The sequence below is a fragment of the Streptomyces sp. NBC_01166 genome (assembly GCF_045039765.1).
In the GTDB taxonomy this organism is placed as follows: domain Bacteria; phylum Actinomycetota; class Actinomycetes; order Streptomycetales; family Streptomycetaceae; genus Streptomyces.
Genome location: NZ_CP108614.1, coordinates 1 through 23,978 on the forward strand (window position 1 = coordinate 1; position 23,978 = coordinate 23,978).

Here is a 23,978-nt window from a genome sequence, read left to right on the forward strand (position 1 = left end):
ACGCACGACCCTACGGGTCGTAAAGATGATAAAGCCCTACGGGCTTTTAAACAATTCCTCCGGAATTGTTTATGAATTCCTCCGGAATTCACGCCCCGTCTTGCCTTGCGGCTGACGCCGGATCAGCGGGTGCCGCCCGGGTGGTGATCCGTCACCTGACCTACGGTCAGGCTCCGGCCATGTGTCCATGGCGCGTGGAGGAGTTTCGGGGGCTCCACCTGCCTCACCCCTTAGGTCCACTGATGGCTGTCACAGACAAAGACGGCAGCAAGAGGGGAGGGTGCCCGGGTCGGGCGGGATGCGCGTGCATCATTTTCGGTGGTAGCTAAGAACTGGACTCAGGCTACGCCCACGCTGCATCACTTGGGTACCTGGGTAGGGTCTGGGTTTCTGCGCCATCCCCACCGGGGATTCCTGTCGTGAATCAGTGAACCTGCGCAGTACTCAACCAACCTGCGCAGGCACGTCAAGCAAGAACACCACAGGAGGGGGCAGGGGGCTTTCCCCCGCCCCTGTGGGGGTTAGATGTGGATTACGGGGGCGTCGGCGTATTCCGTGCCCGGGAGAGGGATGAGGGGCCCGTCAGTGTCCGGGTGGATGGTGTAGGCGTCGAATGCCTCGGCGCGGGTGAGGGGCAGCGGGTCGCCGTCGGTGAAGCGCCAGCCGCATACGGTCTGGGGCTGTCCCATGGTGCGGAGGAGGAGGCCGCTGGGGTGTGCGCCTGATAGGGCGATGGCGAGCAGGTCACAGAACACGTACAGGTCGCTGCCATTGGCTGCCATTCCTTCGTCGTCCTGCACGAAGGGAAACAGCGCAATGGCGGTTCCGCCAATGCCGGTTACGCCAAGTGTAAGGGCGTGGCTGCCGATTCCTGCCTTGTCGGTTACTCGGTCGAAGATGTCCAGTGCCCGGTTGCGGTCGCGGTCGCTCGGAACCTGAAGCAGAGTACCCATTGTTGTTTCCCCTTTTCTGTCTGTTGGCTTTGGGCGGGTGGGGCGGCGGGAATTTCCCGCCGCCCGGCTGGGTACCTAGCTGCTGCGCCGGTCGCGCATTCCGGGGACCGTGACGGGGATAAACGTCAGGTGGAGTTCGACGAGTGCCGCGATTTCGTCTTTGTTGAGTCCGAGAGTTTCGCCGTGCCGGTCGGTTCCTCCGGTGATGACGACGTTTCCTACGTAGTGCTGGATAGGCTCGTTGTGGAGGGCGTAGAGAATTGTTGCGGAGCGGTTGACCGGGGCTCCGGTAATCAGTCCCTCGTCGTTGAGCCACATGGTGAGCGTCGGCGAGATGTCGACGGCATCAACGGCGTGGCAGTCAATCGCGCGGTAAAGGGTTTCGAGGTGTCCGCGTGCGCCGGTTGCGGGCCAGTCGATGATTTCGAATTCTCCGGTGGTACGGAGAATGAGGGCATGATTGTTCTTCTGTTCGGTGATCATTGGGTCCCTTTCGCGGGATGGGTGGGTTGCCTTGCGCGGTCGGCTGCCACTGCCGACCAACAAGAAAAGTGTATCGCGCTATGCCGATACACAGGGTTGTTTTCGGGGCGTTTCCGCAGGTCAACCCATATGGGTGGTGCCCGGCGGCGGGCGCTTGGCGGGTCGCCGCTCCCCTGCCGCGCAGCGGCTGGGGAACGTTCGGGAGTGCGGAGCGCTGCCGAACGTCGAGGGGGCCGGTTCGAGTGCGCGGAGCGCGCGGCCGGAGCGCGGAGCGGTCCGGCGGGCCGGGTTTCTCGGGCGTGAGAGCGCGGAGCGCTCGGTCCGGGCGCGGAGCGGCCGGGCACGCCCTGCGGGGTGAGGAGCGCAGCGGATCACCCCGCACGCGGCGGCGCGTCGAGCGCCCGCCGCCGGGGATCGCGCATATGGGTGTGCGTCAGGTCTTCCGGCTCGGCCGCGCCTTGCTGCGCCCTGGTCCGCCGGGCCCGTCGTGCTTTGCTGCGCCCCGCTCAGCCACCACGACCCCGCTGCGCCCTTTGTGCGGCGCTGCGCCCGGTGGTCAGGTGCCGGTAATGGCGCGTACGGCGGCGGCGAGCTGGTCGGCGATGCGGTCGAGTCCGTCGGTGACGCATGCCTCGGGGAGGAAAAGGCCGGCGGGGAACTCCTGGACGCCGCGCGGGAGCTGAGGGGTGTCGGGCCACTCGTCTGATGCGGCGACGTCGTAGGCCATGCACAGATCGCCTTCGACGTCGATCAGGAGCGTGAAGCACGCGGTGTAGGGGCCCCAGAGGGAGCCGGTGGTGCCCCAGTAGCCCGCGTCGGCATTCCAGCCGGGGCCGAGACGTCGGGCGGTGGCGTAGGCGATGTCCCCGACGCTGAAGGGGTATTCGACGCCGGGCGCGGGGAAGCCCATGCGGAGCGCGGGCGGGTTCTGGGGCGGCTCGGTGATGGCGACGGTCTGGTGGTCGTTGTGCTCGGGCATCAGGATTCCTCGGGTTGTGGGCGGGCCGTGGCTGTCCGGCCCGGTGAGGGGTTGTGGGGGCGGCGCGGCCGTGGTGGTCGGGCTGCGCCGCCCGGGTCGGCTGCTAGGGCCGTGTGGGGGGCGTCAGGAGACGCGTACGGGCATCAGGAGGTGGCGGTAGTCCTCGCCGGTGGGGTGGGTGCCCGTGGTGAGCAGGAGCGGCGGGACGTTGGTGCTGCCTTCCTTCAGGTCGCGGAGGTGGAGCGTGACGGTGTCTGTTCCGGCGAACGCCTCCAGGGCGTCCTTGAGGAGTGCGGGGTTGGAGTGGACCTCGCGCGCCTTGGGGGTGGTTCCGGCGAGCGTGGTGAACGCCAGGGTCATGCCCTTGATGCGGGCCAGGTCGTCCGGCTCCCCGATGCGCGGGGCCAGGGTGAGGATGCCGTCGTCGTTCCACCGGAGGGTGACCGGGCTGCCCCGCTCGCCCGACGCAGCGATCAGGGCGGCGCACTTCTTCAGGGCCCGCTGAGCGGTGGCCCGGTCCAGGGTGAGGGAGGTGTCCACCGTGGTGGGGAACAGGGCACCGTAGCGGGGCAGGTTCCCGTGGAGTGGCTGGATGGTGAGGGTGGTGTCGCCCACGGTCAGGGTGAGTTCGGGGGTTCCGAACGCGATGGCGACGGGGCCGGTGCAGGTCTTGAGGTACTTGGAGAGGCGGGTCAGGACGCTGGCGGGAATGAGCGTTGTCAGGGTGTGGTCGGCGGCGGTCGCCGGGTGGTCGGGGTGCGGGGTGGCGGGGACGTCGGCGACGGCGAAGCGGTAGCGGTCGGTGGCCGAGAGGTTGAGCGTCTGGCCCGTCAGGGTCATCTGTACGCCCGTCAGCATGGGGAGGGTGTCGTCTTTTCCGGCGGCCGGGAGGACGCGCTGGAGCTGGCGGTAGAGCTCCTGGGCGTCGAGGTGGGCGGCGGTGGGCGCGGGCTTCTTCGCTGGGGCGAACTCGCCCACGGGGGGCGCGGTGACCGGGACGGTGAGGTGGTCGGTGGTCAGGAGGTCTCCGGTCAGGGTGACCGTGGTGCGGGCTGCGGTCGCCTTGGTCTCTCCGGCGACCATCGCGGTCAGCGTCTTCTTGAGCTGGGCGAGCGGGAGCAGTGAGGCCCCGGCCCGGGTGACGGTCGCGTCGGGCACGGTGACGGAGACGGCGGTCTCCCAGTCGTGGGTGCGCAGGGTCAGGCCGGTGTCGTCGGCCTCGATGAGCACGCAGGACTGGGCCGGGGTCGGGGCGCACACGGTGCCGAACTCGGCGATCGTGAGGGCGTCGGCGAGCGGGCCGTAGGGCGCGGTGACGTGCGCGGTCGCGGTGGGGGTGGGCTGCTCGGACATGGGTCTCCCTTGGGTGTGGGTAGGGGGTTGCCTTGCGTGGTCGGCTGCCACTGCCGACCAACAAGAAAAGTGTATCCCGCTATGCCGACATCCGGGGTGTTTTTCGGGGCGTTTCCGCAGGTCAACCCATACGAGTGGGGCGGGGGCGGGGGGTTGTCGGGGTGCCGCGCCCGTGCCGCGTAGCGGCATGGGTACCGTCCGGCAGCGCGGAGCGCTCGGGGTGGCGCGGAGCGCCACCCCGCTCGGCCGGACGGTCCCGCCGTGGGGAGCGGAGCGGACCCGGCGGGGAGGGTGGTGGGGTCGAGCGCGCGGAGCGCGCGGCCGGGGAGCGGAGCGGACCGGCGGCCCCGGCATCCTCGGGCGTGAGAGCGCGGAGCGCTCGGTCCGGGGAGCGGAGCGGACCGGGCACGCCGCGCAGGGGTGAGGAGCGCAGCGGATCACCCCTGCGCGCGGCGGCGCGTCAACCCCCCGCCCCCGCCCCACTCAAAGAGTGAACGTGCCGTTAGGCCCGGTGCGCCCGAGCCGTCAGGCTCCCACCGCCCTTCGTGCCTTGCTGCGCCCGCTCAGCCACGGTGTCGCCGCGCCCTCCGTACCCTGCTGCGCCCCGTTCCTCCGGAGTGGGCGCAGGAGTGTTCTGAGGAGCATCCGGACGCCTGCGTGCCGCGCCCGGCATGCCGCGGCTGACGACGAGTCGCACCCTGGAGAGATGAGCACGCCGATAGTCATCCACCGCCTCTCCCCCACTGGTGGCCGGCGGGTCACCATCCGAGGACAGATCGCCGGGCTCGCCTACGACGACCAGGACGTCGTCGAGTTCCTGCGCCGGGCCGGGCTCCCGGACGCGGAGCAGTTGCTGGACCAGCCGGAGTGGGTGGAGTGGCGGGGCGGACGTGCGCACCAATACGCGGCGGCGTAGACCGCTGGGAGGCTGGCGTCGAGTTCGATGGCTGGCTGGCTCTGTCCACGAAGTCTCGACAGCACCTGAGCCTGCTGGGGCGTTACCCGTTGACCAAGGAAGCGAGGCCGGTAGAGCCCCAGCCGGGCGGGGTCGCGCTGTGCTGAGCTACGAGTACGCCTGCCACCAACGGTCGGCCTCAGCACGAGTCACTTCGGCGTCGTACTGACTCGCATCGAAGTGGAGTTCCGGCGGGGGATAGGGCATCTCGGTGTGCGCCCCCCACGGAACCTCCCAGTCCGACCACTGCACGATCTCCCCGCACCGCTGCACGACCACGGTCAGGAAGCCGCAGCAGCCACCCGTGCAGTCCGGTCCCCCCAGTTCCAGGAGACGAGCCTCGCCGGTCGCCCGGAGAGGGCTGGGGTGGCCGGCTGGCAGTGCATCAGCCGCGTACGGTCCGCGGCCACCTTCACCGACCGTCTCTTCAACCACGTCCTCGCCGTTGACCCAGAACCGCAACTGGGCAGGGAACCGAGGTCCCGGCGGCAACACCCTGATCTCCAAGCGATCGAACATCAGACCAGCCTAGGGGGCCCGCGCTGACTCGCGCGCGCGGCCAGCGGGCGCCTATCACGACCATGCCGACGGGAAGGTTCATGAGAGTGCCTCCCGTTCTCGTGAACATCGCGCCAGAGCTGATCTGGCTGCCTCCCGAGATGGTGAACAACCGCTGTCGAAACGCGGGTTCTGGCTCAACTTCTGTGAAACCACCCCGGCCGGGCTCGTGCCCACTCCTCAGCAAGCCTCCGGCCTGCCGGTTCCTTTCAGTCGCCGATCTCGGACGCCGAGGATCGGCTCGACTTCACAGAAGTTGTGCCAGAACCCAAGTACGGACAGCGAATGTTCACCACTTCGGGAGCCACCTCCTTTCAGCTCTGTTCGATTTTCATGGCCTGGGCAGCACAGCGAGTGGGGCAGCCGCGATGGGCTGTCAGCCCCTTGTGCCAGCATGCTGTCGTGACAGACACACGTGATCAGCGTCCCGCCGAAGCCACTCTCGACTTCCTGCGCTCCGCGTTTCCGCCGGAGTGGCGTGAGCCGGCGCTCGGGCATGAAGCCGTCGCGGAGTGGGAGCAGGAGAACCAGGTGGTTCTCCCGGAGCCGTACAGGACGTTCATCGCGGAGATCAGCAACGGCTCCAGCCTTGGTCCCGCCGGCGATGGCGGTCTCCAGCCGCTCGGCTGGCTGCCCGACACGTGGCCCGGCCTCGGCCCGCGGCAGCCGGGCGAACCGTTCCCTCTGGAAGCGGCCTGGCCCTGGGAGGACGACGAGGGTGTCGACCCCGAGGACCCCCGGATCAACGCCGCATTCATCAAGGGGTCCATCGTTCTCGGGGCCGAGGACGGACCGTCGTTCTGGCTCCTGCTGACCACAGGCCCCCGCCGCGGCGAGGTGTGGATGATCGCGGACGTGGGCGCCATCCCGGTGCCCGGCGACCAGGCATGGGGCTTCGAGGAATGGGTGCAGCGCTGGCACAGCGGCCACGACTGGTGGGACTGAACGCCCGTGCTGACGGGTCCCAGGTCACAGGCTGTTCGAATGTCGGGTGCCTCCCACAGTGGTGAACATTCGCTGTCCATACTCGGGTTCTGGCACAACTTCTGTGAAGTCGAGCCGGTCCTCGGCGTCCGAGATCGGCGACCGAAAGGAACCGGCAGGCCGGAGGCTTGCTGAGGAGTGGGCACGAGCCCGGCCGGGGTGGTTTCACAGAAGTTGAGCCAGAACCGAAACGCGTGAACAGAGCCAGATGACGGACCGGCGGCCCGGCCCCCTCGGGTGTGAGCGCGGAGCGCTCGGCGGGGCCCTTCGGGGTGTGGCGGGGTTACGAGGCGCTGAGAGCAGCGACCAGGGCGTCGGGTGAGGGTGTGGTGCCCGTGGCGAGGTAGCGCACGCCGTCGCCCTCCGACGGTACGGTCGCGCCCCGGGCGAGCGGGTGCCGGCGGGAGATCGCGGTGCGCCACCCGTGCCGCTCGTCCCACACGAGCGCGACCGCCGGGGCCTGGTCGGCGTCGAGCACGAGCACGGCCACCACGTGATCGTCGCCAGGGTGCTGGACATCGGGCGCGGCCTCGGTGGTGGTCCAGCCGGCGCGGTGCAGGGCGGCGGCGACGTCGGCCAGGTACGGGGCGGCGCGGCGGGCGCGCAGGACGGTTCCGGCGCGTGCGGTGGCGCGGCGGGCCTGTCCGGCGGGGTAGCCGAGTTGGGCGGCGGCCGCGGCGGGCGTCAGGTCCGGGTCGGCCTCGATGCGGTCGGCGATGCGGTCGGCGCGCAGCCGGGTCAGGGCGTCCTGCCCGGTGTTGCGGTGGACACCGAGGCGGGCGGTGACGGTGGCGGCGCTGATGGTGGGGTCGGCGTCGAGCAGCTCGGCGACGCGTGCGGGGACCTGGTCGCGCGGGACCTGGTCCCCGGTGTGCCGGGGCCGGCCGGTCCGGGGCGCGGCGTCGCCGGGGCGGCTTTCCTGGAAGGCGCGGACCGCGCGGCGGGGCCAGTGCTCGACCCCGCCTGCCTCGACCCGGGCCTTGGTGAGGGCGGGGTCGTTCTTGTACGTCTTCCAGGAGTCCGGGGCCACCCCGATCAGGGCCGCGCACTCGCGGCGGTCCAGGAGGTCGTTGTCGTCGTCTTCCTCCGGGAGCGGGGGGACCGGCTTGCCGAGGAGGTAGGCGTCGACCTGCTCGCCGTCGTACAGCCGCGTACGGGAGCCCTTCGAGCTGATCGGCTTCGGGAAACCCCCGGCCGCGTAGGGCTTGAGGCGGGTGTAGTGGTCGATGCCGACCCCTTGTTGCGCGGCGAGGTCCGCCAGGGTGCGCACGAGGTGGTGACGGCCTGCTCTGATCACGGGGGTGCTCCTCCAGAACTCTGTGTCGAACGACGGTAGCGGCCCTGAACCTGGGCCGGTGGGCGGTACGCTGCGGGTGGGCCCCCTTTCGGGGTGGTTGCCTTGCGGCCGGTACCCGTGCCACCCGTCTCACCCCCGTGGGCGGACTGAGGGTGCCGGCCTTTTACGTCCCGGCGGTGCCCCGCGCTGCCCACGACCGCGCGGCCAGCGGGGCGGGCTGCGGACCGTTCCGCCCCGGCAATTCCGGTTTCCTGCGGTGATCTCACATCCAGTCTTCACCGGCGAGAATCTTGTTCACGAGGGCGCGGGATCCCCCGAGGTTCACCGCGAGATCAGTTGCCGTGATCTGCCCGGCGCGCCCGATGATGCCTTCGTGCTTGGCAGCTCGCATGCGACCACCTGCGATCGTGCGCCACATCCTGGCCCGCGCTTCGTAGGCGCGGGCCAGGATGTGCGGGGCTCCGAGCTGCTTCACGTCGTCGCCGCCCTCGTTGAGCGCGTGGGCCAGATCGATGGCGCCCTGGGTGGCAGAGACGAGGGCGCTCTCCGCATCGTCGTGCTCCTCGATCTCGATGCGGTCACCGACGCGAACAACGCTGTAGTAGGCGCCGGTCCGCGAGTCGGCCCGTGTTGCTGCGAAGTCCACGTCCAGGCGGTTGGCCGGCCAGGAGAACGTGATGTCGGTCGTGGGCTCTTCCGTGCCACGCATGCTCTCTGCCATCTGGTGCAGCATCCAGCGCTGGGCATCCGTCTCGGTGTCGACAGTGAAGAACTCGGTGCCGCCGTTGACCGACTCGATGATGACGATTTCCTGGCCGGCGCCGGTGGTCCCACGGCTGTAGGACTCGTCGATCCAGGTTCGCTCCTCAGCGATGACGACGTCCTCCCGCGTGATGCCGGTGACCTCTTCTGCGGTGACGGTCTGCACGGTGCCTCCACGGCGCGTTGATGGTCGACTTCGCCGACCTGTGCGTACCAAGGTAGACACTCGATCAGTTAGTGTCAACCATGGTAGGCACTCGCTGATTCCTGCTCGCCCAGCTCGCCACCCTCGGACTGGACTGGGCGGCCTGACCCGCAACCATCGGGTCGAGGGATCCCAGATTCCCGACGCGGCAACCCTCATGAAGGAGCTCTTGCCCATCTCGCGGCACTGACCACGAGTGGACACGCATACGGAACGACGAAGTTCCTGGCGGACGAGTTCTCGCCCAGGCGCTGCACGCGCTCGTCTACCCGTCGCTTGATGGAATTGGGGGCCTCAGGGGCGCCCGGGAGGGAGTCGTGCGCGGCTTCGCCGGGCCCGCGGACATGTTCTGGGCGTGATGTGCGGCACCTGGGCCAGTTGCTTCCCGGCACGTTCTCACGCACCCGCCTGCAGCTCCGTCAGAATAGCTCTGACCTGGTGTTTTCCTTGATCTCGCATAGGCTGCGGGGGTCTGCCGGGCACTATGGGAGGGGTCTTCATGAGTGGGAAAAGAATGGGGTACGACGCTGTCAGGACCGAGGAGCTGGAGGGGCGGGAAGCCGTTCGGAAACGGCCCGGTATGTGGGTCGGATCGACCGGCGAACGCGGGCTGCACGAAGTGGTGCTTCAGGTCGTGGGCTGGTCCGTGAACCGTGTCCTGGCCGGCCGCGGAGAGGGCTCCGTCGATGTCACGCTGACCCACGACGGCGGCGTGCGGGTCGTCGACAATGGGCCTGGTGATCCCTTCGCGGCCGACGGGGACACCAGCGGCCGCGGTCTTGAGGCCCTGCTGACCCGCATGTCCGCCGATGAGCGTGGTGGTCGGCACATCGCGCACGTGAGCCATGGCGGCCATGCGGGTCTCTTCGTAGCCAACGCCCTGTCGAGCAGGCTGACGGCTGAGGAGCATCGCGGGGGGACCTGCCGGGTCCAGGAGTACGCGCGGGGTGTCGCGGCCACCCTGCCCGCCGCCACGGAGTCGATGACCGGAGGCAAGACAATCATTGCCTTCTGGCCCGACACCGAGATCTTCGAGACGACGCGGTGCTCATTCGCCATGCTGGCGGAGCGTTTCCGGCAAGTGGCCTTCCTCAACCGGGGCCTGGGGATCTCGTTGACCGATGAACGCCCGGCGGGCGGGGCCCGGGCGGTGAGCTTCCGGTTTCCGGACGGAGTGCGGGACTTCGTGGCCGCCCTCGACGCCGAGACGGGGGCTGTCCTCCATCCGGACATCATCGGCTTCGAGCGCGAGGATCCACGGATGGCGGGGACCATGGAGGTGGCCATGCTGTGGAGCGGTTCGGGCCAGGAGCAGATCCGCAGCTTCGCCAACAGCCGGGCCACTCGCCAGGGCGGCACGCACGTGGACGGCTTCCGGGACGGGGTGAGGGCGGCGGTTACCGCGTACGCGCGTGAACGAGGGCTGCTGGCGGCGGACGACGATCCCTGCGCCGACCGGATCACCAAAGGCCTCACGGCAGTCGTATCGGTGAAACTCGACCGCCCCGAATACCTCGGCGCCACGCACGAACTGCTGGGCAACACCGACGTACGCGGCTGCGTCAGACAGGCTGTACGAGAACACCTCGGCAACTGGCTCGAAGAGCAGTCGGAACACGCCACGCAGGTCCTCGACCCAATCCTCCGGAACACCCATCAGGACTGACCGGCGAGGGAAATCCCGCCAGGGCCGGGTCTGCGGAACGGCGAAGCTCCTGGTACACGAGTTCTCGACCAGATCGCTCGCCGTCGGGCGGCAGGGGTTGCTCGGCGCTGTCTACTGGAGGGCTGACCGGACGGCAGCGCCCCATGCTCCCGAGGACCAGAAAGACCCCCAGGGCACACGGCTGCCGCGAACACGCACTTTCCCCGCGCTGGGGTTGCGTATCCGCGCCGAGGCGAAGAACCCGTCGACCTCTGTCACCGACGTCTTCGACCGGTCGCGGTAGTGGTGGCGGCGCCGCGCGAAGACTCCCTGGCAAGGTCGAACACGACAACGGCTACCGCACACAATTTCTCCATCTTTCTTCACGTGATGGTCACAAACCTCGGTATGCTCCGGGACGCTTCATTCGCACCACAGAGGGGGACTCCTCATGCGTATCCGTCATGCCCTGGCCGCCGCCGCAACTGCCGCTTCGGTCATCTCGCTCGGCCTCGTGGCCGGCGCCCCGGCCCAGGCAGCCGAGTACTCCTCGGCCCTGAAGATCAAGGGTGTCCAATACGACGCCCCCGGCAGCGACTCCAACAAGTGCTCCGGCGGGAACACCGCGAACGAGTACCTGACGATCAAGAACTACTCGCGCACCGCGACCGTCAATCTCAAGGGTTACGTAGTCAAGGACGCCGCCGGCAACAAGTTCACCTTCAAGGCGACCCACAACCTGCAGCCCGGCGACTACATCAAGCTCCGCGGCAACCGCGGCACCGACTCCGACGCCAAAAACGTCGTCTACCGCCAGAACTGCAACTTCATCTGGAACAACGACAAGGACACCATCTACCTGTACAAGCCCTCCGCCGCCCGCGCCGACGTCCACTCCTACACCAAGAAGGCCAACGACCGCGACGGCAACGGCTACATCACCTACCACGGGTAATTCCCGCCAGCTGACGGCACTGGCCTTGCTAGGCCAATAACCGCAGCAGTCAGCCTCGTTGAGCTCTGCTGCGTAGCGGGAGAGCTGTTGTCCGGCAGCGCGGAGCGCTCGAGCGAGCGCGGAGCGCTGGGCCGCTTGGCCGGACAGCCCGCCGGGGGCGCGGAGCGGCCCCGGTGAGAGGGGGTAGTGGGGCCAAGAGCGCCGAGCGCGCGGCCGGGGAGCGGAGCGGACCGGTGGGCCCTGTGGGGGTGAGGAGCGCAGCGGATCATCCCCACAGGCGGCGGGACGTCAACGCCCCGGCCCGGTGACTCCAGATAGTGATCGGGCCGTCAGGCCCGGCGGCGGCCGCCAGGCCGCTGCGCATGAGTCGTCAGACTCCCGCCCTCTCTCCCCTGCTGCGCCCCGTCCCTCGCTGCGCCTTGCCCTCCCCTGCGCCCTGCCCCTCGCTGCGCCTTGCTCGCCCCTGTTGCGCCCTGCCCCTCGCTGCGCCTTGCTCGCCCCGGCTACGCCCTGTCCGGCCTCGCTGTGCCCAGACACCGGACAGGGCCCCGGGGAGGTCCCGGGGCCTGTGGGGCGTCGCGCTGCTGTTACTGAGGTTTTCGTGTTGTCGTCGGGCGGTGACGGTTCGTGATCCCTGCGGTATGCCGGTGGGTGGGGGCCTGACCGCTGCGCGTCGGACGTTTCGTGGGGAGATCCAGCTTCAGGCCGGGCAGAATTCGCTGGCCAGAGAGAAATCAGCATTCTGCCACATAAGGCACACTCGGCCCCGCGGCGTTGCACAGGTGACCTGCGACGGCGGATCTTGAGCGGCTGTTGCCGTTCCGATCCTGTGGGGTGTTGGTCGAACGGGAGTCTCGATCGGGCGACTGTGGCTGGTGCCGCACTGAGCAGGGCCTCCTGGCAGCTCGAAGGTTGTCTACGCCAACCGGCTGCCCAGGAGGCCCTGCTGCCCCGCTCCTACGCTCCCGCCGCCGATCGCGACACGTGCTGCGGAGTGTCGCGCAACCCGACGCGGCTCAGGTCAGTGCGCACGTCGGTCTCAGCGCCAAGGAGCTTCGAGTGCTTCGCAGCATCGACGGAACCGAGATCGTGGATGGTGAACTCGAAGTCACGATGCGCCTTGGCGTCCAGGGCCAGCGGCAGGTGGATACGCCCGTCCCCGACCATGCGTCGTACCCCACTGCGGCTGAGACCGAGCCCGAGCATGAGCAGTCGTTCGACCCGGACCGGCGCGGGCAGCTCGAAGCTGACCAGGACCTTGAGCGGAGCCGGGTCGTCGATGGCGTAGAGGGGCGTGCGGGTCTCCACCTCCCACGTTCCGGTCCAGTCAAGACGGTATCCGTTCTTCGCGGACAGCGACTGACTTATTGTCAGCTCCCGCACGAGGGCTGGGTCATTGTTCTCGTACGCCACCAGGCGAGCGGGCTCCAGCGACGAGACGTGGACGCGCTCGTGGACGGGCACCTTCGAGGTCCGGTCGCACCCCGCACAGCTCAGGAGAAGCCAGACGTCGAGGAGTTTGCCGCTCGCGTTGACACGGACCTTGCCCGAGGGACGGTGCCGGCTGCCGGAGCAGTCCGGGCAGGGGCGTACGACGGTGGGCAGCGCGGACTCACGCACGGCCCACAGGGCCTTGCGGTCAGTATTCATGGATGTGGTTGCTTTCAGGACTGACCAGGAGCTCTCGCAGGCGAGGCTGCGGCTCCTGGAATATGACGGATGCACACGAGGGCGCGAGTCATCGCCTCAGGGCCGAGTCGTCAGGCTCCGGGGTCAACCGCGCGACAGATTGGCTTTGCTACGTGGCAGCCGTTACAGGTCCATGCAGGCGATCATGATCGAGGCCACGGCCCGCGAGCAACCCGTTTTCCGCGGGCCGCCCGCCGGCAGGCCGTGGCAGCGCCTCGGCCTCGTTGCAGGCAAGGGCTGGATCGCTCGGCTCGCCGCGAACTGGCCTGTGTCGTGCCTAGGGGTTGTCTCAGAGATCAGTGGCTTTGTTGTTGTTCCGATGCCGAGGGTGTTGGTCGAACGGAAATCCCCAGTCGGGCGACTTCGACCGATGCTGTGCATGAGAGCAGGGCACCGCGCCATACGAGGGTGCGCGGCCCGTGCCGCGCGCCCGCCGCGTCGGCTGTGAAAATCCGCGTGCGGTCGCACGGGGCGCAGTGATAGACATCCAGCGTGCAAAACACTCTGGGCTTCCCTGACTTGCTGCGGCTCATCGACGAGCGGGCGACGGCCTTTCGGGCCGCGATCGCCGCCGCTCCCAGCCTGGACGCGCAGGTGCCGACCTGTCCAGAGTGGACGCTGTTCGACCTGGCGCGGCACCTGGGCTCGGGCCGCCCGTTCTGGGCCGCCGTCGTCGAGGCCGGTCCGGCCGACGGCCCGCCGGCCGAGGCCGTGGCGGCGCGCGCCGAGGCGCAGGCGCCCCGGGAGCGCGGGGCGTTGGTGGCCTGGCTGGCCGCGTCGACGCAGGAGCTGCTGGACACCCTGCGGGAGGTCGGCCCGGACGCCGAGTGCTGGACGTGGTGGGGCGCCTCGCAGTCGCCGCGGACCAGCGGTGCCGTCGCCCGGCACCAGCTTCAGGAGATCGCGATGCACACCTATGACGCCCAGCTCACCGTGGGCGCCGCGCAGCCGCTGCGGGCGGAGGTGGCGCTGGACGGCGTCGAGGAGTTCCTGTTCACCTGCTGCGCGTGGTCGGGCGTCTGGCCGCACGAGCCGGCCGTCGTCGACTACCACGCCACCGAGGGCCGCTCCTGGCGCTTCACCGTCGAGGCGGACGGCGCCCGCGCCGTCCGCCTCCCGGCTGCTGGCGAGGGCGAGGCCCAGGCCGACGCCTCCGCCCAGGGCACGGCCGCTGAGCTGGCCCTGTGGTTCTATGGACGCGCCCCGCTGGACTCGGTGAAGATTGACGGCGACCGGGCCATCTTCGAGCGGCTCTTCGCCTGGGACCCGAACGCGTAAGGCGTGGTCGACGACGCGGCGCCCGGTCGCGTCGTCGGCTCATCTCCACCACTTCCTCAGCTGCCGCACGCGCAGCCGGCGGCGGCCTTCGCCTCGGCCGGACTCGATGGCCTACTCGTCGGTGGTGCAGCAGGCGTCCGGGGCGCCTCCGCGCTCTCGCCGAAGGTGCCGGCGTCGGCCTTGACGACGTACACCTCCCAGGGCTCATTGCCCGGGCCATGCGCCCAGACCTTGTCCTGGAGCGCGGATCCGGTTACTGAGGTTTTCAAGGCGGGGTCGGTGGGTTGATGGCCAGTCTTGTGGCGGTGAGACAGCCGTCGATGAGGCGGGGTCGGAGTTGGATCCTGCGTAACTCGCTGCGGAGCTTGCGGTCGAGGTCGTCGGGTGTGGTGAAAGCGGTGTTGGCCATTGCTCTGCGCACGAGTGACCAGACAGCCTCGACGGGATTCAGGTCGGGTGCGTACGGCGGAAGCCGGACGGTGGTGAGCCAGTCGTGTTCGGCCTCGTACCGCTTCAGCCCCGCGGCCAGGTGGGTGTTGAGATTGTCCCAGACGACCACAATCGGTCCGAGCCGAAGGTGCTCGCTCTCGGTGAGGCTCTCCGGCCGACGAAGGATCCATCCGGCGACGACCCGGGGTGAGGGTGGCCGAGCCGTGACGGGGCTTGGCGAGAGCCGCTTCTCTCGGAAATAGGCGCGAACCCGCTGGTAGCTGCCCTGATAGCCGAGCGGCACGATCTCCTCCCACACTCTCCAGGCGTTCGTGCAGCCCTGGTTCCAGCGGTCATCCAGGTAGGGCTTGAAGGCATCGATTTTGGACGGCCGGCCCTGCCATGGCCCTTGGAACAATTCTTCCGGGGTGGCTGCGTCGGCGAAGAGCTTGACAGTGCGGTAGGTCATACGGAGTTGGCGGTCAATCGCCCTCCGACTGAGCCCGGTTGCCAGCAATTCGTGGACGGTCGCTTGGTTGACACGGGTGCGGTCAGCGAAGCGGTGTCCCCTCGGCCAGGGCGAGCCGGAGAGGTCTTCGAACTTCTCCGGCTCAGGGGCAGGCTGGGCTGAATCTGGCGCCAGGACCTGCAGGCAGCCGCGGTGGTCTGCGACGCACCGCTCGGCGGCCTCGCTCAGGTTGTGCCAAAGATGCCACCTGTCCGCGACCTGCACCGCCTGCGGTGCCCCGGCCGTGGCACCTTCGGCGAAGAATGGTGCCCGATCACGGCAGACCACCTCCACCCCCGGCCGCTTCGCGAGCCAAGCTGCCAGGCTGGATGCTTCCCGGTCGGGCAGCAGGTCCACGGGACGCCGACTTTCGACGTCGACCAGGACAGTCCCGTAGTGACGCCCTTTGCGGGTCGCGTACTCATCGACGCCGACCACCCGCGGGGCTGGAACTTCGGGGTCAGGTAACGCTTCGACCAGCCGCAGCACCGTGCTGCGGCTCACTGACACGCCGAAGACGCGCGCCAGGCGGGCGCCGGCCCGACCGGCGAGCGCGAGGCCGACCGCGGCCAGCGTCGACCGCAGCCGCTCGGTCCGCCGACCGTACCGGCGGGTCAAGCCTGGCAGCTGTTCGGCGAAGGTCCGCCGTCCGCACGAGATGACCGGGCAGAGGAACCTGCGGACGCGCAAACAGAGAGCGACCCGCCGGCCTCCACTGGGCACATCAGCGGGAAATCGCAGGTAAGAGCTGTGAATCCGCCGTGACCAGATCCCGCACCCGGGGCAGATGGCCCCGGGCACCGTGCTTCGGGCCTCTATGTGTACCGCCTCGTCGTTCACGCGACGGACAGGACCGTCACGTCGGCGATCGACGGGAACAGTAACTCCTCCAGCCGGAGCACCATTTCTTCCACGAGCCGAACTGTCAGCCACACTGCACCCGGGACGGGCCAATTCCGGGCAACTTCCCCAAGGCCCCCTTGTCCGACAACCGTTACTCAGCGTGCATGCTCCACGGAAAGTGAGCCAGAACCCGAGTCTCGACAGCACCTGAGCCTGCTGGGGCGTTACCCGTTAACCAAGGAAGCGAGGCCGGTAGAGCCCCAGCCGGGCGGGGTCGCGCTGTGCTGAGCTACGAGTACGCCTGCCACCAACGGTCGGCCTCAGCACGAGTCACTTCGGCGTCGTACTGACTCGCATCGAAGTGGAGTTCCGGCGGGGGAGAGGGCATCTCGGTGTGCGCCCCCCACGGAACCTCCCAGTCCGACCACTGCACGATCTCCCCGCACCGCTGCACGACCACGGTCAGGAAGCCGCAGCAGCCACCCGTGCAGTCCGGTCCCCCCACCTCCAGGAGACGAGCCTCGCCGGTCGCCCGGAGAGGGCTGGGGTGGCCGGCTGGCAGTGCATCAGCCGCGTACGGTCCGCGGCCACCTTCACCGACCGTCTCTTCAACCACGTCCTCGCCGTTGACCCAGAACCGCAACTGGGCAGGGAACCGAGGTCCCGACGGCAACACCCTGATCTCCAAGCGATCGAACATCAGACCAGCCTAGGGGGCCCGCGCTGACTCCGGCGCGCGGCCAGCGGGCGCGTATCACGACCATGCCGACGGGAAGGTTCATGAGAGTGCCTCCCGTTCTCGTGAACATCGCGCAAGAGCTGATCTGGCTGCCTCCCGAGATGGTGAACAACCGCTGTCGAAACGCGTGAACAGAGCCAGATGACGGACCGGCGGCCCGACCCCCTCGGGTGGTGCGGGCCTGGACCGCTGACAACGACGTCGAGCTGGTCTTCCTGCGGACCTACGGGTCCTGGCTGAACTGGATCGAGTCCGAGTTCGCTGCCCTGCGCTACTTCGCCCTGAACGGTACCGACCACCGAAGCCACGAAGAGCAGAACGCGGCGATCGGCGCCTACGTCAGCTGGCGCAACGGCCATGCCGAACCGAAGACGACCTTCGCGCCGGACTCATCGATCCGTTCCTGGACCGACTACCCGGCCAAGGCTCCGTGACGAGCCCTTAGGCCAGGGGGCTGCCGGTGTTCCGGATCATCTGCCGTAGGACCTTCAAGGCAGTGACATAGTCGGCGTCGTTGATCCCCTGGTGGATGCGGTCACGGATGGCCGGGGCGTGTTGCTTGAGATTGGCACGAGCCTCATCGCCGGCCGCGGTGATCCACAGCCGTCCCTCAGCGTCGCGGGTGAGCCAGCCGCGTCCCAGTAGGACCTCCGCTTCGGCCGCCAGGTCGTCCTCGGGCCTGAGGTAAGTGTTCATGGCCTGCTGGAGTTCGGGAATGGCCACGCCGTGGCCATCAGGGGAGATGTCGTTCTTCGACAGGTTGCGCAACAGCCAGAACTGGGGCTGAGTGAAGCTGAGTCCGGCCTGCTGGGCTCGGGTAAACGCGATGAGGGCCTCGTAGGCCACTCCGGTCCAGTACGCGGCTGGCTGTGCGGCGAGCTCGGCATCGGAGATGTGCTGGGACGTCATGTGTGGTGCCCCCTACGGAAGATCGCTGGTGAGGACACCGTAGAAACTCAAGTCAGGTTGAGGTCAAGGTGGTAAGTCCGGGCCAGCCGGGTGGACGCTGATCCGTTGCAGCGGAATGCTCTCCTTCACACTCACTGGCCGGACGAACACACTCGGTCGACGTTCCACGACTTCTTCCAGATCAGAACTTGGGGACAGTCTGCTGGCCGCCGAGCAACGGGTCGATTACCCAGCCAAGGTTGCGTGACGAGCCACTAGACGCCGTAACCGGTGCGCTCCCTACTGCCTGTCGCCGACCGGCGGGACATCGGCTTCGGTGGCGTCTAGGCGGAGCCGTTCGTAGCGCAGCGGGTGGCGCCACACGCCGTCATCCTGTGACACGTCGGCGCTGAACTCCGCAACGAGCACGGGGGCCACCAGGGCCGGCTCCAGTGGGGTGCGGCTGTTCCAGGACGCGGTGAAGCGGACACCGGTCCACGGGTGGTCGGGGCCGGCCGCGGTGAGGTGGCCGGCGAGGTCCCGGGCCGGGCCGGGCTTCAGCGGGACGGTCTTGCCGACCAGTCGTAGGCGGCCGGTGGTGTCGTAGCGGCCCAGCAGCAAGACCTGGGGGCGGCGCAGAGTGCCGGTGACGCCCCCGATGAGTGCTTCGGTGGTGTTCCTGCGGCGGACCTTGGTCCAGCCGCGCACGCCCGGCCGGTAGCGGCCAGTCAGGCTCTTGACCACCACACCTTCCACGCCGGGGACGTCGGTCCACTCGTACAGCCACTCATCCGCGATCGCCGGATCCGTGGTCGACGGGCACAGCGTCCACGGGGGCGCCAGCCGGTACGAGGTGAACAGGTCCTCCAGGACCTCGCGGCGGCGTGCGAACGGCTCGTCCAGGAGCTCCTGGCCGTCGCTCTGCAGCACGTCGAACGCGATGAAGTGGGCGGGCATCTCGGCCGCCAGGACTCGAGCATTGCGGCCGGCGGTCGCGCGGCGCTGCAAGGCGGTGAAGCTGAGCTGCCCGTGGGGGTCGAGGACGGCGAGCTCGCCGTCGAGGACGAGACCGGCCGGAAGGGTGCGCGCGGCGGCGGCAAGGTCGGGGAAGCGGTCCTGGACCAGGGCCCCGCGCCGGGTCTGCAACAACACCGGGTCACCCGCGCGGAGCGGGGTGTAGAGCAGTGCCCGGAAGCCGTCGAACTTGGGCTGCACCGCCATCCCGCCGGGGACGCCGGCGAGGGGTGGGAGGGTCTCGCGGGCCTGCGCGAGCATCGGCTCCACCGGCGGCCTCAGAACCACGAAAGGCTCCCTCCCGGTTGGTCAGGTGCCTGGTGTCAGGAGTCGGGGTGCGCATCCGTCCGAAGCGTCCACGCGGCCCCCGAGCAGCCCTCCGGGAGGGGCGGGAAACGGTGCCCCTTCACGTCGGTACTCCAGTGGTGGCGCGCACCGCAGTCACACTCGTAGATCCCGCTCTCCGGCACAACCTCGCCCGGATGCCACGACGTCTTTTCCTCGCTCATGTATCCGGTGTACGACGCCCCGGGACGGGGCGCGACTCCGGGAGCTGCCCGGCATGCTGCGACCGGCGGGCAGTCGCACCCTGGAGAGATGAGCGCGCCGATAGTCATTCACCGCCTCTCCCCCACCGGCGGCCGGCGAGTCACCATCCGCGGGTAGATCGCCGGACTCGCCTACGACGACCACGACGTCATCGAGTTCCTGCGGCGGGCCGGGCTCCCGGACGCCGAGCAGCTGCTGGACCGGCCCGAGTGGGTTCAGTGGCGAGGTGGGCGCGCGCATACGTACGTGGCGGCGTAGACCATGGCAGGGCGCGGGCGGCGGGTCGGTTCAGCCCCGCACTCCCGTGTCCGGCCGGCAGACCTCGCACGGCTCGATGTCCGGCTCGGCCAGGGCGACCATCGCGTCTTCCCAGGAGATCAGCCCCACCTGGTCGGGGTAGGTAGCGCAGCCGCCACGGTGCAGCAAGGCCACCGAGGAGGAGCGCTGCGGCTGAATCTTCCACGACATCTCCGCTCGCGCCCGCGCTCCCGACCGAATGCGAGACCGCTCAGCGGGCCGGGCTATAGAGTCAGCACGTGCGTTGATCTTCCGGGCGGCGGCCAAGCGCCGCCGCAGACGGTGCGGGCGACCCCGATGAGTCGGGGCCGTCGGATGGCATACCCGTCACCACAACACCGGAGATCACCCGTGACTGCTCAGAAGCCCCTCGCCTATGACGCGTTTGTCGAGCTCGCATCCGCTGACTCAGCTGTCGTCGGCCTTGTCCTCAAGGGTTCCCGGGCCCACGAGGGCATGACCACCGAGCACTCCGACCACGACCTATACGTCGTCCTTGCCGATGGTGCGACGACGGATCTCACCCGGTTCACGGGGCACCGCACCCCAGAACTCGACCTCGTCATCCTCTCCCTCAGTGAATTCCGCGCAGTCGGAATGCCCGGCTTCGAGCGGTACGCCCTCGCCCGCGCCCGGATTGTGCTCGACCGGCTCGACGGAATCATCGCTCGGATCCTGGCCAGCAAGGCACGGCTTGCTGCCGGTGAAGCCTTTCGGGAGGCGGGCGAATGGCTCGATGCCTACGCCAACTCCCTCTATCGCGCGGTCAAGAACGACCGCGACGGAGCCGCCCTCGCGGCCCGTCTCGACGCCGCCGAGAGCGTCCGATTCCTGCTGGAGTTGCTCTTCGCTCTAGACCGTCGTCCCCGCCCTTACAACAAGTATCTGGAATGGGAGCTTGCCCGATTTCCGCTGCCCGGCTGGGACACCGGGTCGCTACTCGACGCTGCGGACCACATCTCAGGCACGGGGGACGTGTCCACGCAGCGTCGTCTCTTCGCCCAGGTCGAGGCAGTGACCCGGCGGGCCGGACACGGCGCGGTGCTGGACGCATGGGGTGACGATCTGCACCTGATGCGACCGCAGTAGAAGCGCACACCGTGAGAGCCCCAGCACGCGGCTCTTGTCGCCCGAGGCTTTCGCAACAGGCCCTAGCTTGTCTTTTAACCTCTGAGGCTGTTGCGCTCGATGATGCTCTCAGGGCGCTTGGTCGTTTTCCCGACGTCAAGGTGGGTCGTGGGGCGGCGGTTCTTCGAACCAAGTGGCCTTCCTGGCCCAGGTGTTGAGGGTTTCGGGGCACTGGCCGGACAGTGCAGGTGCGGGCGGAGGTTCCGAAACCCTCGGCGGACTCGGGCCGGGGTAAGCCGTGCGGGCTCGGCCGGCTTCTCCCAGGGGCGGCGGAGGTCTGCCGCGGCTTCGCGGGTGAGCCGGAGCTGGGTGTGGGCGGCGATGATCAGCCACGTCCAGCGGTCTCCGGCCTCCGGGGTGCGGAGTTTCGGCCGGGTCCAGCCGAGGGTCTGTTTCATCAGCCGGAAGGTGTGCTCGATGTCGAACCTGCGCAGGAACGCCTGCCAGCGGACGTCGACGTCCTCGCTGCTCAGCCCGGTGGCCGACGACCACAGCCACCCGGTGGCCGACGACCACAGCCAGAGGGGCAGCGGGTCTCCACCACCGGGCAGGCGGTCGACCTGGAGGCGGATCAACGTGCCTTCGATGATGGGGAGTTCACCGGTGTGGTCGATCCATGCGGAGCGAGTGGTCAGCCTCGGGTGGATGCGGTCCCAGGCCATCGCGCGGGCGGTGCCGTACCGGTCGGTGACCTGGACCGTCGCCGCATCCGGCTCGCCCCAGGTCTCCGGCTTGGCGAAGCGGAACTCCTTGCCGTGCTTCGGCGGTCGCCCGCCATGGGGATAGGACAGGGCGTACTCCTTGAGTGAGGGCGTCGGCCGTCGCATGACGCGGTCGGAGCGCATCCGTCCCAGGACCTCGACCGGGAGGCCGTCGAGGAGGTGGGCCATGCGCGGGGCGTCGTAGCCGGCGTCGAAGACGATCAGGATGTCGCGGTCACCCGCGTGCCAGCGGCCCATCTCTATCAGATCCACGACCACCCGGCGGGCCTGGGCGGCGGTGGCCTCGGCGACGTCGTCGTCCGGCCCGAGACGCACGGCGTCCAGGAGCTGGCACCACGACGTCCGGCCGGATTCCAGGGCCGCGACGAACGAGTACGGCCAGCCGGGCACGAACTGGTCCGAGGACCGTCCGCTGCGGCCGTAGACGTGACAGAACAGACGATCCGCGCTGGTCGGCGCGTCCGGGCGGAGCCAGTTGCTGACGTCGACCGCGAGGACCAGGCGGCCGTCGGCGGCATGGGCAGGCCGGCCAGCACCTGCCGTAGCCGGGGTGCGTCCACGTTTCCGCTGTTGAGCGCGTCGTACATCGCGCCGTGTCCGCGCCGGTGCTCAGCCACCAGCGTCAGGTCGACCGGCGCCGTCACCGGTCCGTCCGCGCACAGCAACGCGTCGGCGAGGTCGAACAGTTCGTCCCCCGCGCGCGGTCAGGCAGTCGAATAAGACCGTGTCCTACATGGTCAGTTTGAGGAATCGTTTGTAGCAGCAGAGAGCTGCTGCCAGTCCGAGAAAGGCCAGGTAGTTGCCTGGTTTCCGTTCGTAGCGGTGGTTGAGTCGGCGGTAGCCGGTCAGCCAGGACATCGTGCGTTCGATGACCCACCTGCGCCGGCCGAGCCGCTCGCTGGAGTCGATGCCTTTGCGTGCGATGCGGACCCCGATGTGCTTGCCCCAGAGCCATCGCCGCAGGTGGGGGATGTCGTACGCCTTGTCTGCGTGAAGCCGGCGGGGCTTGGATTCCGTCGCGTGGGATTCGTGTCCCATGTGGAAATGGGACAGCATCGGCTTCAGGGCCTGGCTGTCGTGGGTGTTGGCCGCGGAGAGTCCGACGCGTAGGGGCAGTCCGTCCGCGTCGGACAGGACGTGCATCTTGGAACCTGGCTTGCCCCGGTCCACGGGGCTCGGACCTGCAAGTTCGCCCCTTTTTTAGCGCGGATATGTGCGGAGTCCAGGACCGCCCGGGACAGGTCGATCAGGTTCTGTTCGTCCAGGAGCTGGAGAATTTTCTGATGCAGCCGGCCCCACACCCCGGCTCTCGACCAGATGACGAAGCGACGGTGCACCGTCGACTTCGACGCCCCGAAGCACGGGGGCAAGGCTCGCCAAGCGCACCCGCTGACCAGCACGTAGATGATCGCCGCGAAGACTGCCTCGTCATCGATGTTCGCGACCCCGCCGCCCTGCGGGCGAACTCGGGCCGGCGGCAGCAACGGCCCCGCTATCTCCCAGAGTCCGTCCGGAACGATCCATCCCCACCGTCCACTCCCCATACCCAGCACAACTGCCAACTGACCATGTAGGACACGGTCTAAGTCCTCCCGGAAGCGTGACGCTTTCGCGAACGCCTCCCCCGGAACGTGATCAAGCAGCAAACTCACCTTCAACGGCCTTCGTCGTGGTCACGTGTGTCCTTGGTCGGAGCACATGATCAGATGAAGGCCGCCTCAGCGTCCGGCGAACACCCAGGTGAGCGGCCTAGTTCGAGGACCATTTCGACACCGGCCCTGCCACGGTGCCGACAGCCGGGGATGAGGCCGGCCGGCTATCCGGTCAAAGCCCTATGAGCCCACCGCGCCTTGCACGAAGCGTCGAAGGTGCGCACGCACGGTGTTGGGCTGCTCCAACCAGGGCTCGTGCCCAGCGTCGTCGACACGGGTCAGCGGGAGATCGAGCCTGAGCGCGAGTGCTTCAAGCGCCGACACAGGACGGGGGTCATCGGCCCCACCGAGGAGCTCCGCCCGAGCGGGCAAGCATGCGCGCAGCTCGGCAAGACGCTCACCGAGCGGGTCCGCGCGGCCTTCCTTGCCGAGCTGGCTGTTCATAGCCCAGTTGACGGGGCGACGCCGCCGGGCACCCTGCGCGGCCCAGTGCCACCCCCGTTCGGGATCGGCGTGGTCGGTGAACCAGGCCAGGGTGAGCAGCTCGACCTCCTGCTCCTCTGTGCGGTGTGGCAACTCCTCCAAGGCGCGGAGCTGCTCCTGCTGTGCTGCGGACATGCGGCGGCCGCGCTCCGCGCGGTCCCCGGTACGCCAATCACCGACGAATGGCCCGCACATCAGCAGCATCGCGGCAACCCGGTCAGGATGCGTCAGACAGAACCGGCTCGCCAGGTTGGTGCCGTAGGAGTGCCCGATCAAAACGGCCTTGGGCACGTCCCATGCGTTGAGCAGCTCGGCGAGATCGTCAACATGCCGGGCGAAGGAATGGCGCCCCAGCCACGGGGATTTACCCGTGCCACGCTGGTCGTACCGGTACACGGGCGCGAGGTCCGCGATCATGGGGGCGACATCGCCCAGATAGTCCGGCAGCCCCGGACCGCCATGGAGCAGGATCACGGCCGGCTGCCGAGTCGTGTCCCCCAGCGCCATCCAACGTATCTGCGCCTCGTCGGTCATCGACGTGAGTCCCTGCGTCTCCATCAAGGTCACCGCGGAGAACTTACCGGTGTCACTGAGGCTCCGCCAAAGGTTAAAGAGCAAGCTCACTCTTCT

General features: G+C 68.7%; 23 protein-coding genes and 2 pseudogenes. 7 read left to right on the plus strand and 18 right to left on the minus strand.

Going from position 1 to position 23,978, the window contains the following annotated elements:
* Positions 1 to 521: 521 nt before the first annotated feature.
* The 4 genes from OG379_RS39590 to OG379_RS39605 form a co-directional block, all read right to left on the minus strand.
* Positions 522 to 953 (minus strand): hypothetical protein, encoded by a 432-nt coding sequence (locus OG379_RS39590; protein ID WP_331734902.1) that lies wholly within the window; start codon positions 951 to 953, stop codon positions 522 to 524.
* Between the two features lie 75 nt (positions 954 to 1,028).
* Positions 1,029 to 1,436, minus strand: coding sequence for a DUF3846 domain-containing protein (locus tag OG379_RS39595; protein WP_331734903.1), 408 nt, complete (start codon positions 1,434 to 1,436; stop codon positions 1,029 to 1,031).
* 556 nt (positions 1,437 to 1,992) lie between these two features.
* On the minus strand, positions 1,993 to 2,415 hold the full coding sequence (locus tag OG379_RS39600) for a hypothetical protein (RefSeq protein WP_331734904.1): 423 nt from the start codon (positions 2,413 to 2,415) through the stop codon (positions 1,993 to 1,995).
* 123 nt (positions 2,416 to 2,538) lie between these two features.
* Positions 2,539 to 3,768 carry a DNA polymerase III subunit beta gene (locus OG379_RS39605; protein WP_331734905.1) on the minus strand — a complete coding sequence of 410 codons (1,230 nt, stop codon included), beginning with the start codon at positions 3,766 to 3,768 and terminating at the stop codon, positions 2,539 to 2,541.
* Between the two features lie 706 nt (positions 3,769 to 4,474).
* Between OG379_RS39605 and OG379_RS39610 the strand changes: the two genes are divergently transcribed.
* Positions 4,475 to 4,684: a hypothetical protein gene (locus tag OG379_RS39610; RefSeq protein ID WP_331734906.1), complete on the plus strand. Its 210-nt coding sequence runs from the start codon at positions 4,475 to 4,477 to the stop codon at positions 4,682 to 4,684.
* A 147-nt stretch (positions 4,685 to 4,831) separates the two neighbouring features.
* Here the strand turns inward: OG379_RS39610 and OG379_RS39615 are convergent, their stop codons facing one another.
* Positions 4,832 to 5,242, minus strand: coding sequence for a hypothetical protein (locus OG379_RS39615; protein ID WP_331734907.1), 411 nt, complete (start codon positions 5,240 to 5,242; stop codon positions 4,832 to 4,834).
* Positions 5,243 to 5,683: 441 nt separating this feature from the next.
* Here OG379_RS39615 and OG379_RS39620 point away from each other — a divergent pair, with 441 nt between their 5' ends.
* A complete protein-coding gene (locus OG379_RS39620; RefSeq protein ID WP_405668885.1) occupies positions 5,684 to 6,226 on the plus strand; it encodes an SMI1/KNR4 family protein in 543 nt (180 codons plus the stop codon).
* A 322-nt stretch (positions 6,227 to 6,548) separates the two neighbouring features.
* Here the strand turns inward: OG379_RS39620 and OG379_RS39625 are convergent, their stop codons facing one another.
* Together OG379_RS39625 and OG379_RS39630 are read right to left on the minus strand one after the other, a co-directional pair.
* Positions 6,549 to 7,562: a DUF6292 family protein gene (locus OG379_RS39625; protein WP_405668887.1), complete on the minus strand. Its 1,014-nt coding sequence runs from the start codon at positions 7,560 to 7,562 to the stop codon at positions 6,549 to 6,551.
* A 262-nt stretch (positions 7,563 to 7,824) separates the two neighbouring features.
* The gene (locus OG379_RS39630) at positions 7,825 to 8,490 is read right to left on the minus strand and encodes a hypothetical protein (RefSeq protein ID WP_331734910.1); all 666 of its coding nucleotides are present in this window, start codon (positions 8,488 to 8,490) and stop codon (positions 7,825 to 7,827) included.
* Positions 8,491 to 9,028: 538 nt separating this feature from the next.
* Between OG379_RS39630 and OG379_RS39635 the strand changes: the two genes are divergently transcribed.
* Entirely contained in the window at positions 9,029 to 10,195 is a 1,167-nt protein-coding gene (locus OG379_RS39635) for a DNA gyrase subunit B (protein WP_331734911.1), read from the plus strand.
* A 430-nt stretch (positions 10,196 to 10,625) separates the two neighbouring features.
* Positions 10,626 to 11,129 (plus strand): lamin tail domain-containing protein, encoded by a 504-nt coding sequence (locus OG379_RS39640; protein ID WP_329212228.1) that lies wholly within the window; start codon positions 10,626 to 10,628, stop codon positions 11,127 to 11,129.
* A gap of 957 nt (positions 11,130 to 12,086) precedes the next feature.
* On the opposite strand, the gene OG379_RS39645 is transcribed toward OG379_RS39640, so the two are convergent.
* Positions 12,087 to 12,779, minus strand: a complete 693-nt coding sequence (locus tag OG379_RS39645) for a DUF1062 domain-containing protein (protein ID WP_331734925.1) — start codon at positions 12,777 to 12,779, stop codon at positions 12,087 to 12,089.
* Between the two features lie 531 nt (positions 12,780 to 13,310).
* Here OG379_RS39645 and OG379_RS39650 point away from each other — a divergent pair.
* Positions 13,311 to 14,096 carry a maleylpyruvate isomerase N-terminal domain-containing protein gene (locus OG379_RS39650; protein WP_331734927.1) on the plus strand — a complete coding sequence of 262 codons (786 nt, stop codon included), beginning with the start codon at positions 13,311 to 13,313 and terminating at the stop codon, positions 14,094 to 14,096.
* A gap of 56 nt (positions 14,097 to 14,152) precedes the next feature.
* Here the strand turns inward: OG379_RS39650 and OG379_RS39655 are convergent.
* The 3 genes and pseudogenes from OG379_RS39655 to OG379_RS39665 all read right to left on the minus strand — a co-directional run.
* A pseudogene (locus OG379_RS39655) lies at positions 14,153 to 14,341 on the minus strand (glyoxalase/bleomycin resistance/dioxygenase family protein); the annotation flags it as partial.
* 20 nt (positions 14,342 to 14,361) lie between these two features.
* Positions 14,362 to 16,083 carry an ISL3 family transposase gene (locus OG379_RS39660; protein WP_331734929.1) on the minus strand — a complete coding sequence of 574 codons (1,722 nt, stop codon included), beginning with the start codon at positions 16,081 to 16,083 and terminating at the stop codon, positions 14,362 to 14,364.
* An 82-nt stretch (positions 16,084 to 16,165) separates the two neighbouring features.
* Positions 16,166 to 16,576 (minus strand): hypothetical protein, encoded by a 411-nt coding sequence (locus OG379_RS39665; RefSeq protein WP_331734930.1) that lies wholly within the window; start codon positions 16,574 to 16,576, stop codon positions 16,166 to 16,168.
* 212 nt (positions 16,577 to 16,788) lie between these two features.
* Here OG379_RS39665 and OG379_RS39670 point away from each other — a divergent pair, with 212 nt between their 5' ends.
* Entirely contained in the window at positions 16,789 to 17,049 is a 261-nt protein-coding gene (locus tag OG379_RS39670; RefSeq protein ID WP_405668891.1) for a hypothetical protein, read from the plus strand.
* A 7-nt stretch (positions 17,050 to 17,056) separates the two neighbouring features.
* Here OG379_RS39670 and OG379_RS39675 read toward each other — a convergent pair whose 3' ends face one another.
* The 4 genes from OG379_RS39675 to OG379_RS39690 all read right to left on the minus strand — a co-directional run bounded on the left by OG379_RS39675 (position 17,057) and on the right by OG379_RS39690 (position 19,534).
* Positions 17,057 to 17,524, minus strand: coding sequence for a MarR family transcriptional regulator (locus OG379_RS39675; protein WP_331734932.1), 468 nt, complete (start codon positions 17,522 to 17,524; stop codon positions 17,057 to 17,059).
* A gap of 279 nt (positions 17,525 to 17,803) precedes the next feature.
* Positions 17,804 to 18,805: an ATP-dependent DNA ligase gene (locus OG379_RS39680; protein WP_331734934.1), complete on the minus strand. Its 1,002-nt coding sequence runs from the start codon at positions 18,803 to 18,805 to the stop codon at positions 17,804 to 17,806.
* A gap of 35 nt (positions 18,806 to 18,840) precedes the next feature.
* Entirely contained in the window at positions 18,841 to 19,026 is a 186-nt protein-coding gene (locus OG379_RS39685) for a hypothetical protein (protein WP_331734936.1), read from the minus strand.
* A 328-nt stretch (positions 19,027 to 19,354) separates the two neighbouring features.
* Positions 19,355 to 19,534: a DUF6233 domain-containing protein gene (locus OG379_RS39690; RefSeq protein ID WP_331734938.1), complete on the minus strand. Its 180-nt coding sequence runs from the start codon at positions 19,532 to 19,534 to the stop codon at positions 19,355 to 19,357.
* Between the two features lie 180 nt (positions 19,535 to 19,714).
* Here OG379_RS39690 and OG379_RS39695 point away from each other — a divergent pair, with 180 nt between their 5' ends.
* Entirely contained in the window at positions 19,715 to 20,452 is a 738-nt protein-coding gene (locus OG379_RS39695) for a hypothetical protein (RefSeq protein WP_331734940.1), read from the plus strand.
* 74 nt (positions 20,453 to 20,526) lie between these two features.
* Here OG379_RS39695 and OG379_RS39700 read toward each other — a convergent pair.
* The 3 genes and pseudogenes from OG379_RS39700 to OG379_RS39710 form a co-directional block, all read right to left on the minus strand.
* A pseudogene (locus OG379_RS39700) lies at positions 20,527 to 21,921 on the minus strand (NF041680 family putative transposase).
* Between the two features lie 21 nt (positions 21,922 to 21,942).
* A protein-coding gene (locus OG379_RS39705) for an IS5 family transposase (protein WP_331734941.1) occupies positions 21,943 to 22,757 on the minus strand; the annotation gives its coding sequence in 2 pieces (ribosomal slippage) (positions 21,943 to 22,409 and positions 22,409 to 22,757; 816 coding nt in all).
* Positions 22,758 to 23,045: 288 nt separating this feature from the next.
* Complete coding sequence (locus OG379_RS39710; protein WP_405669062.1) at positions 23,046 to 23,906, minus strand: alpha/beta fold hydrolase; 861 nt, start codon at positions 23,904 to 23,906, stop codon at positions 23,046 to 23,048.
* Between the last annotated feature and the right edge of the window lie 72 nt (positions 23,907 to 23,978).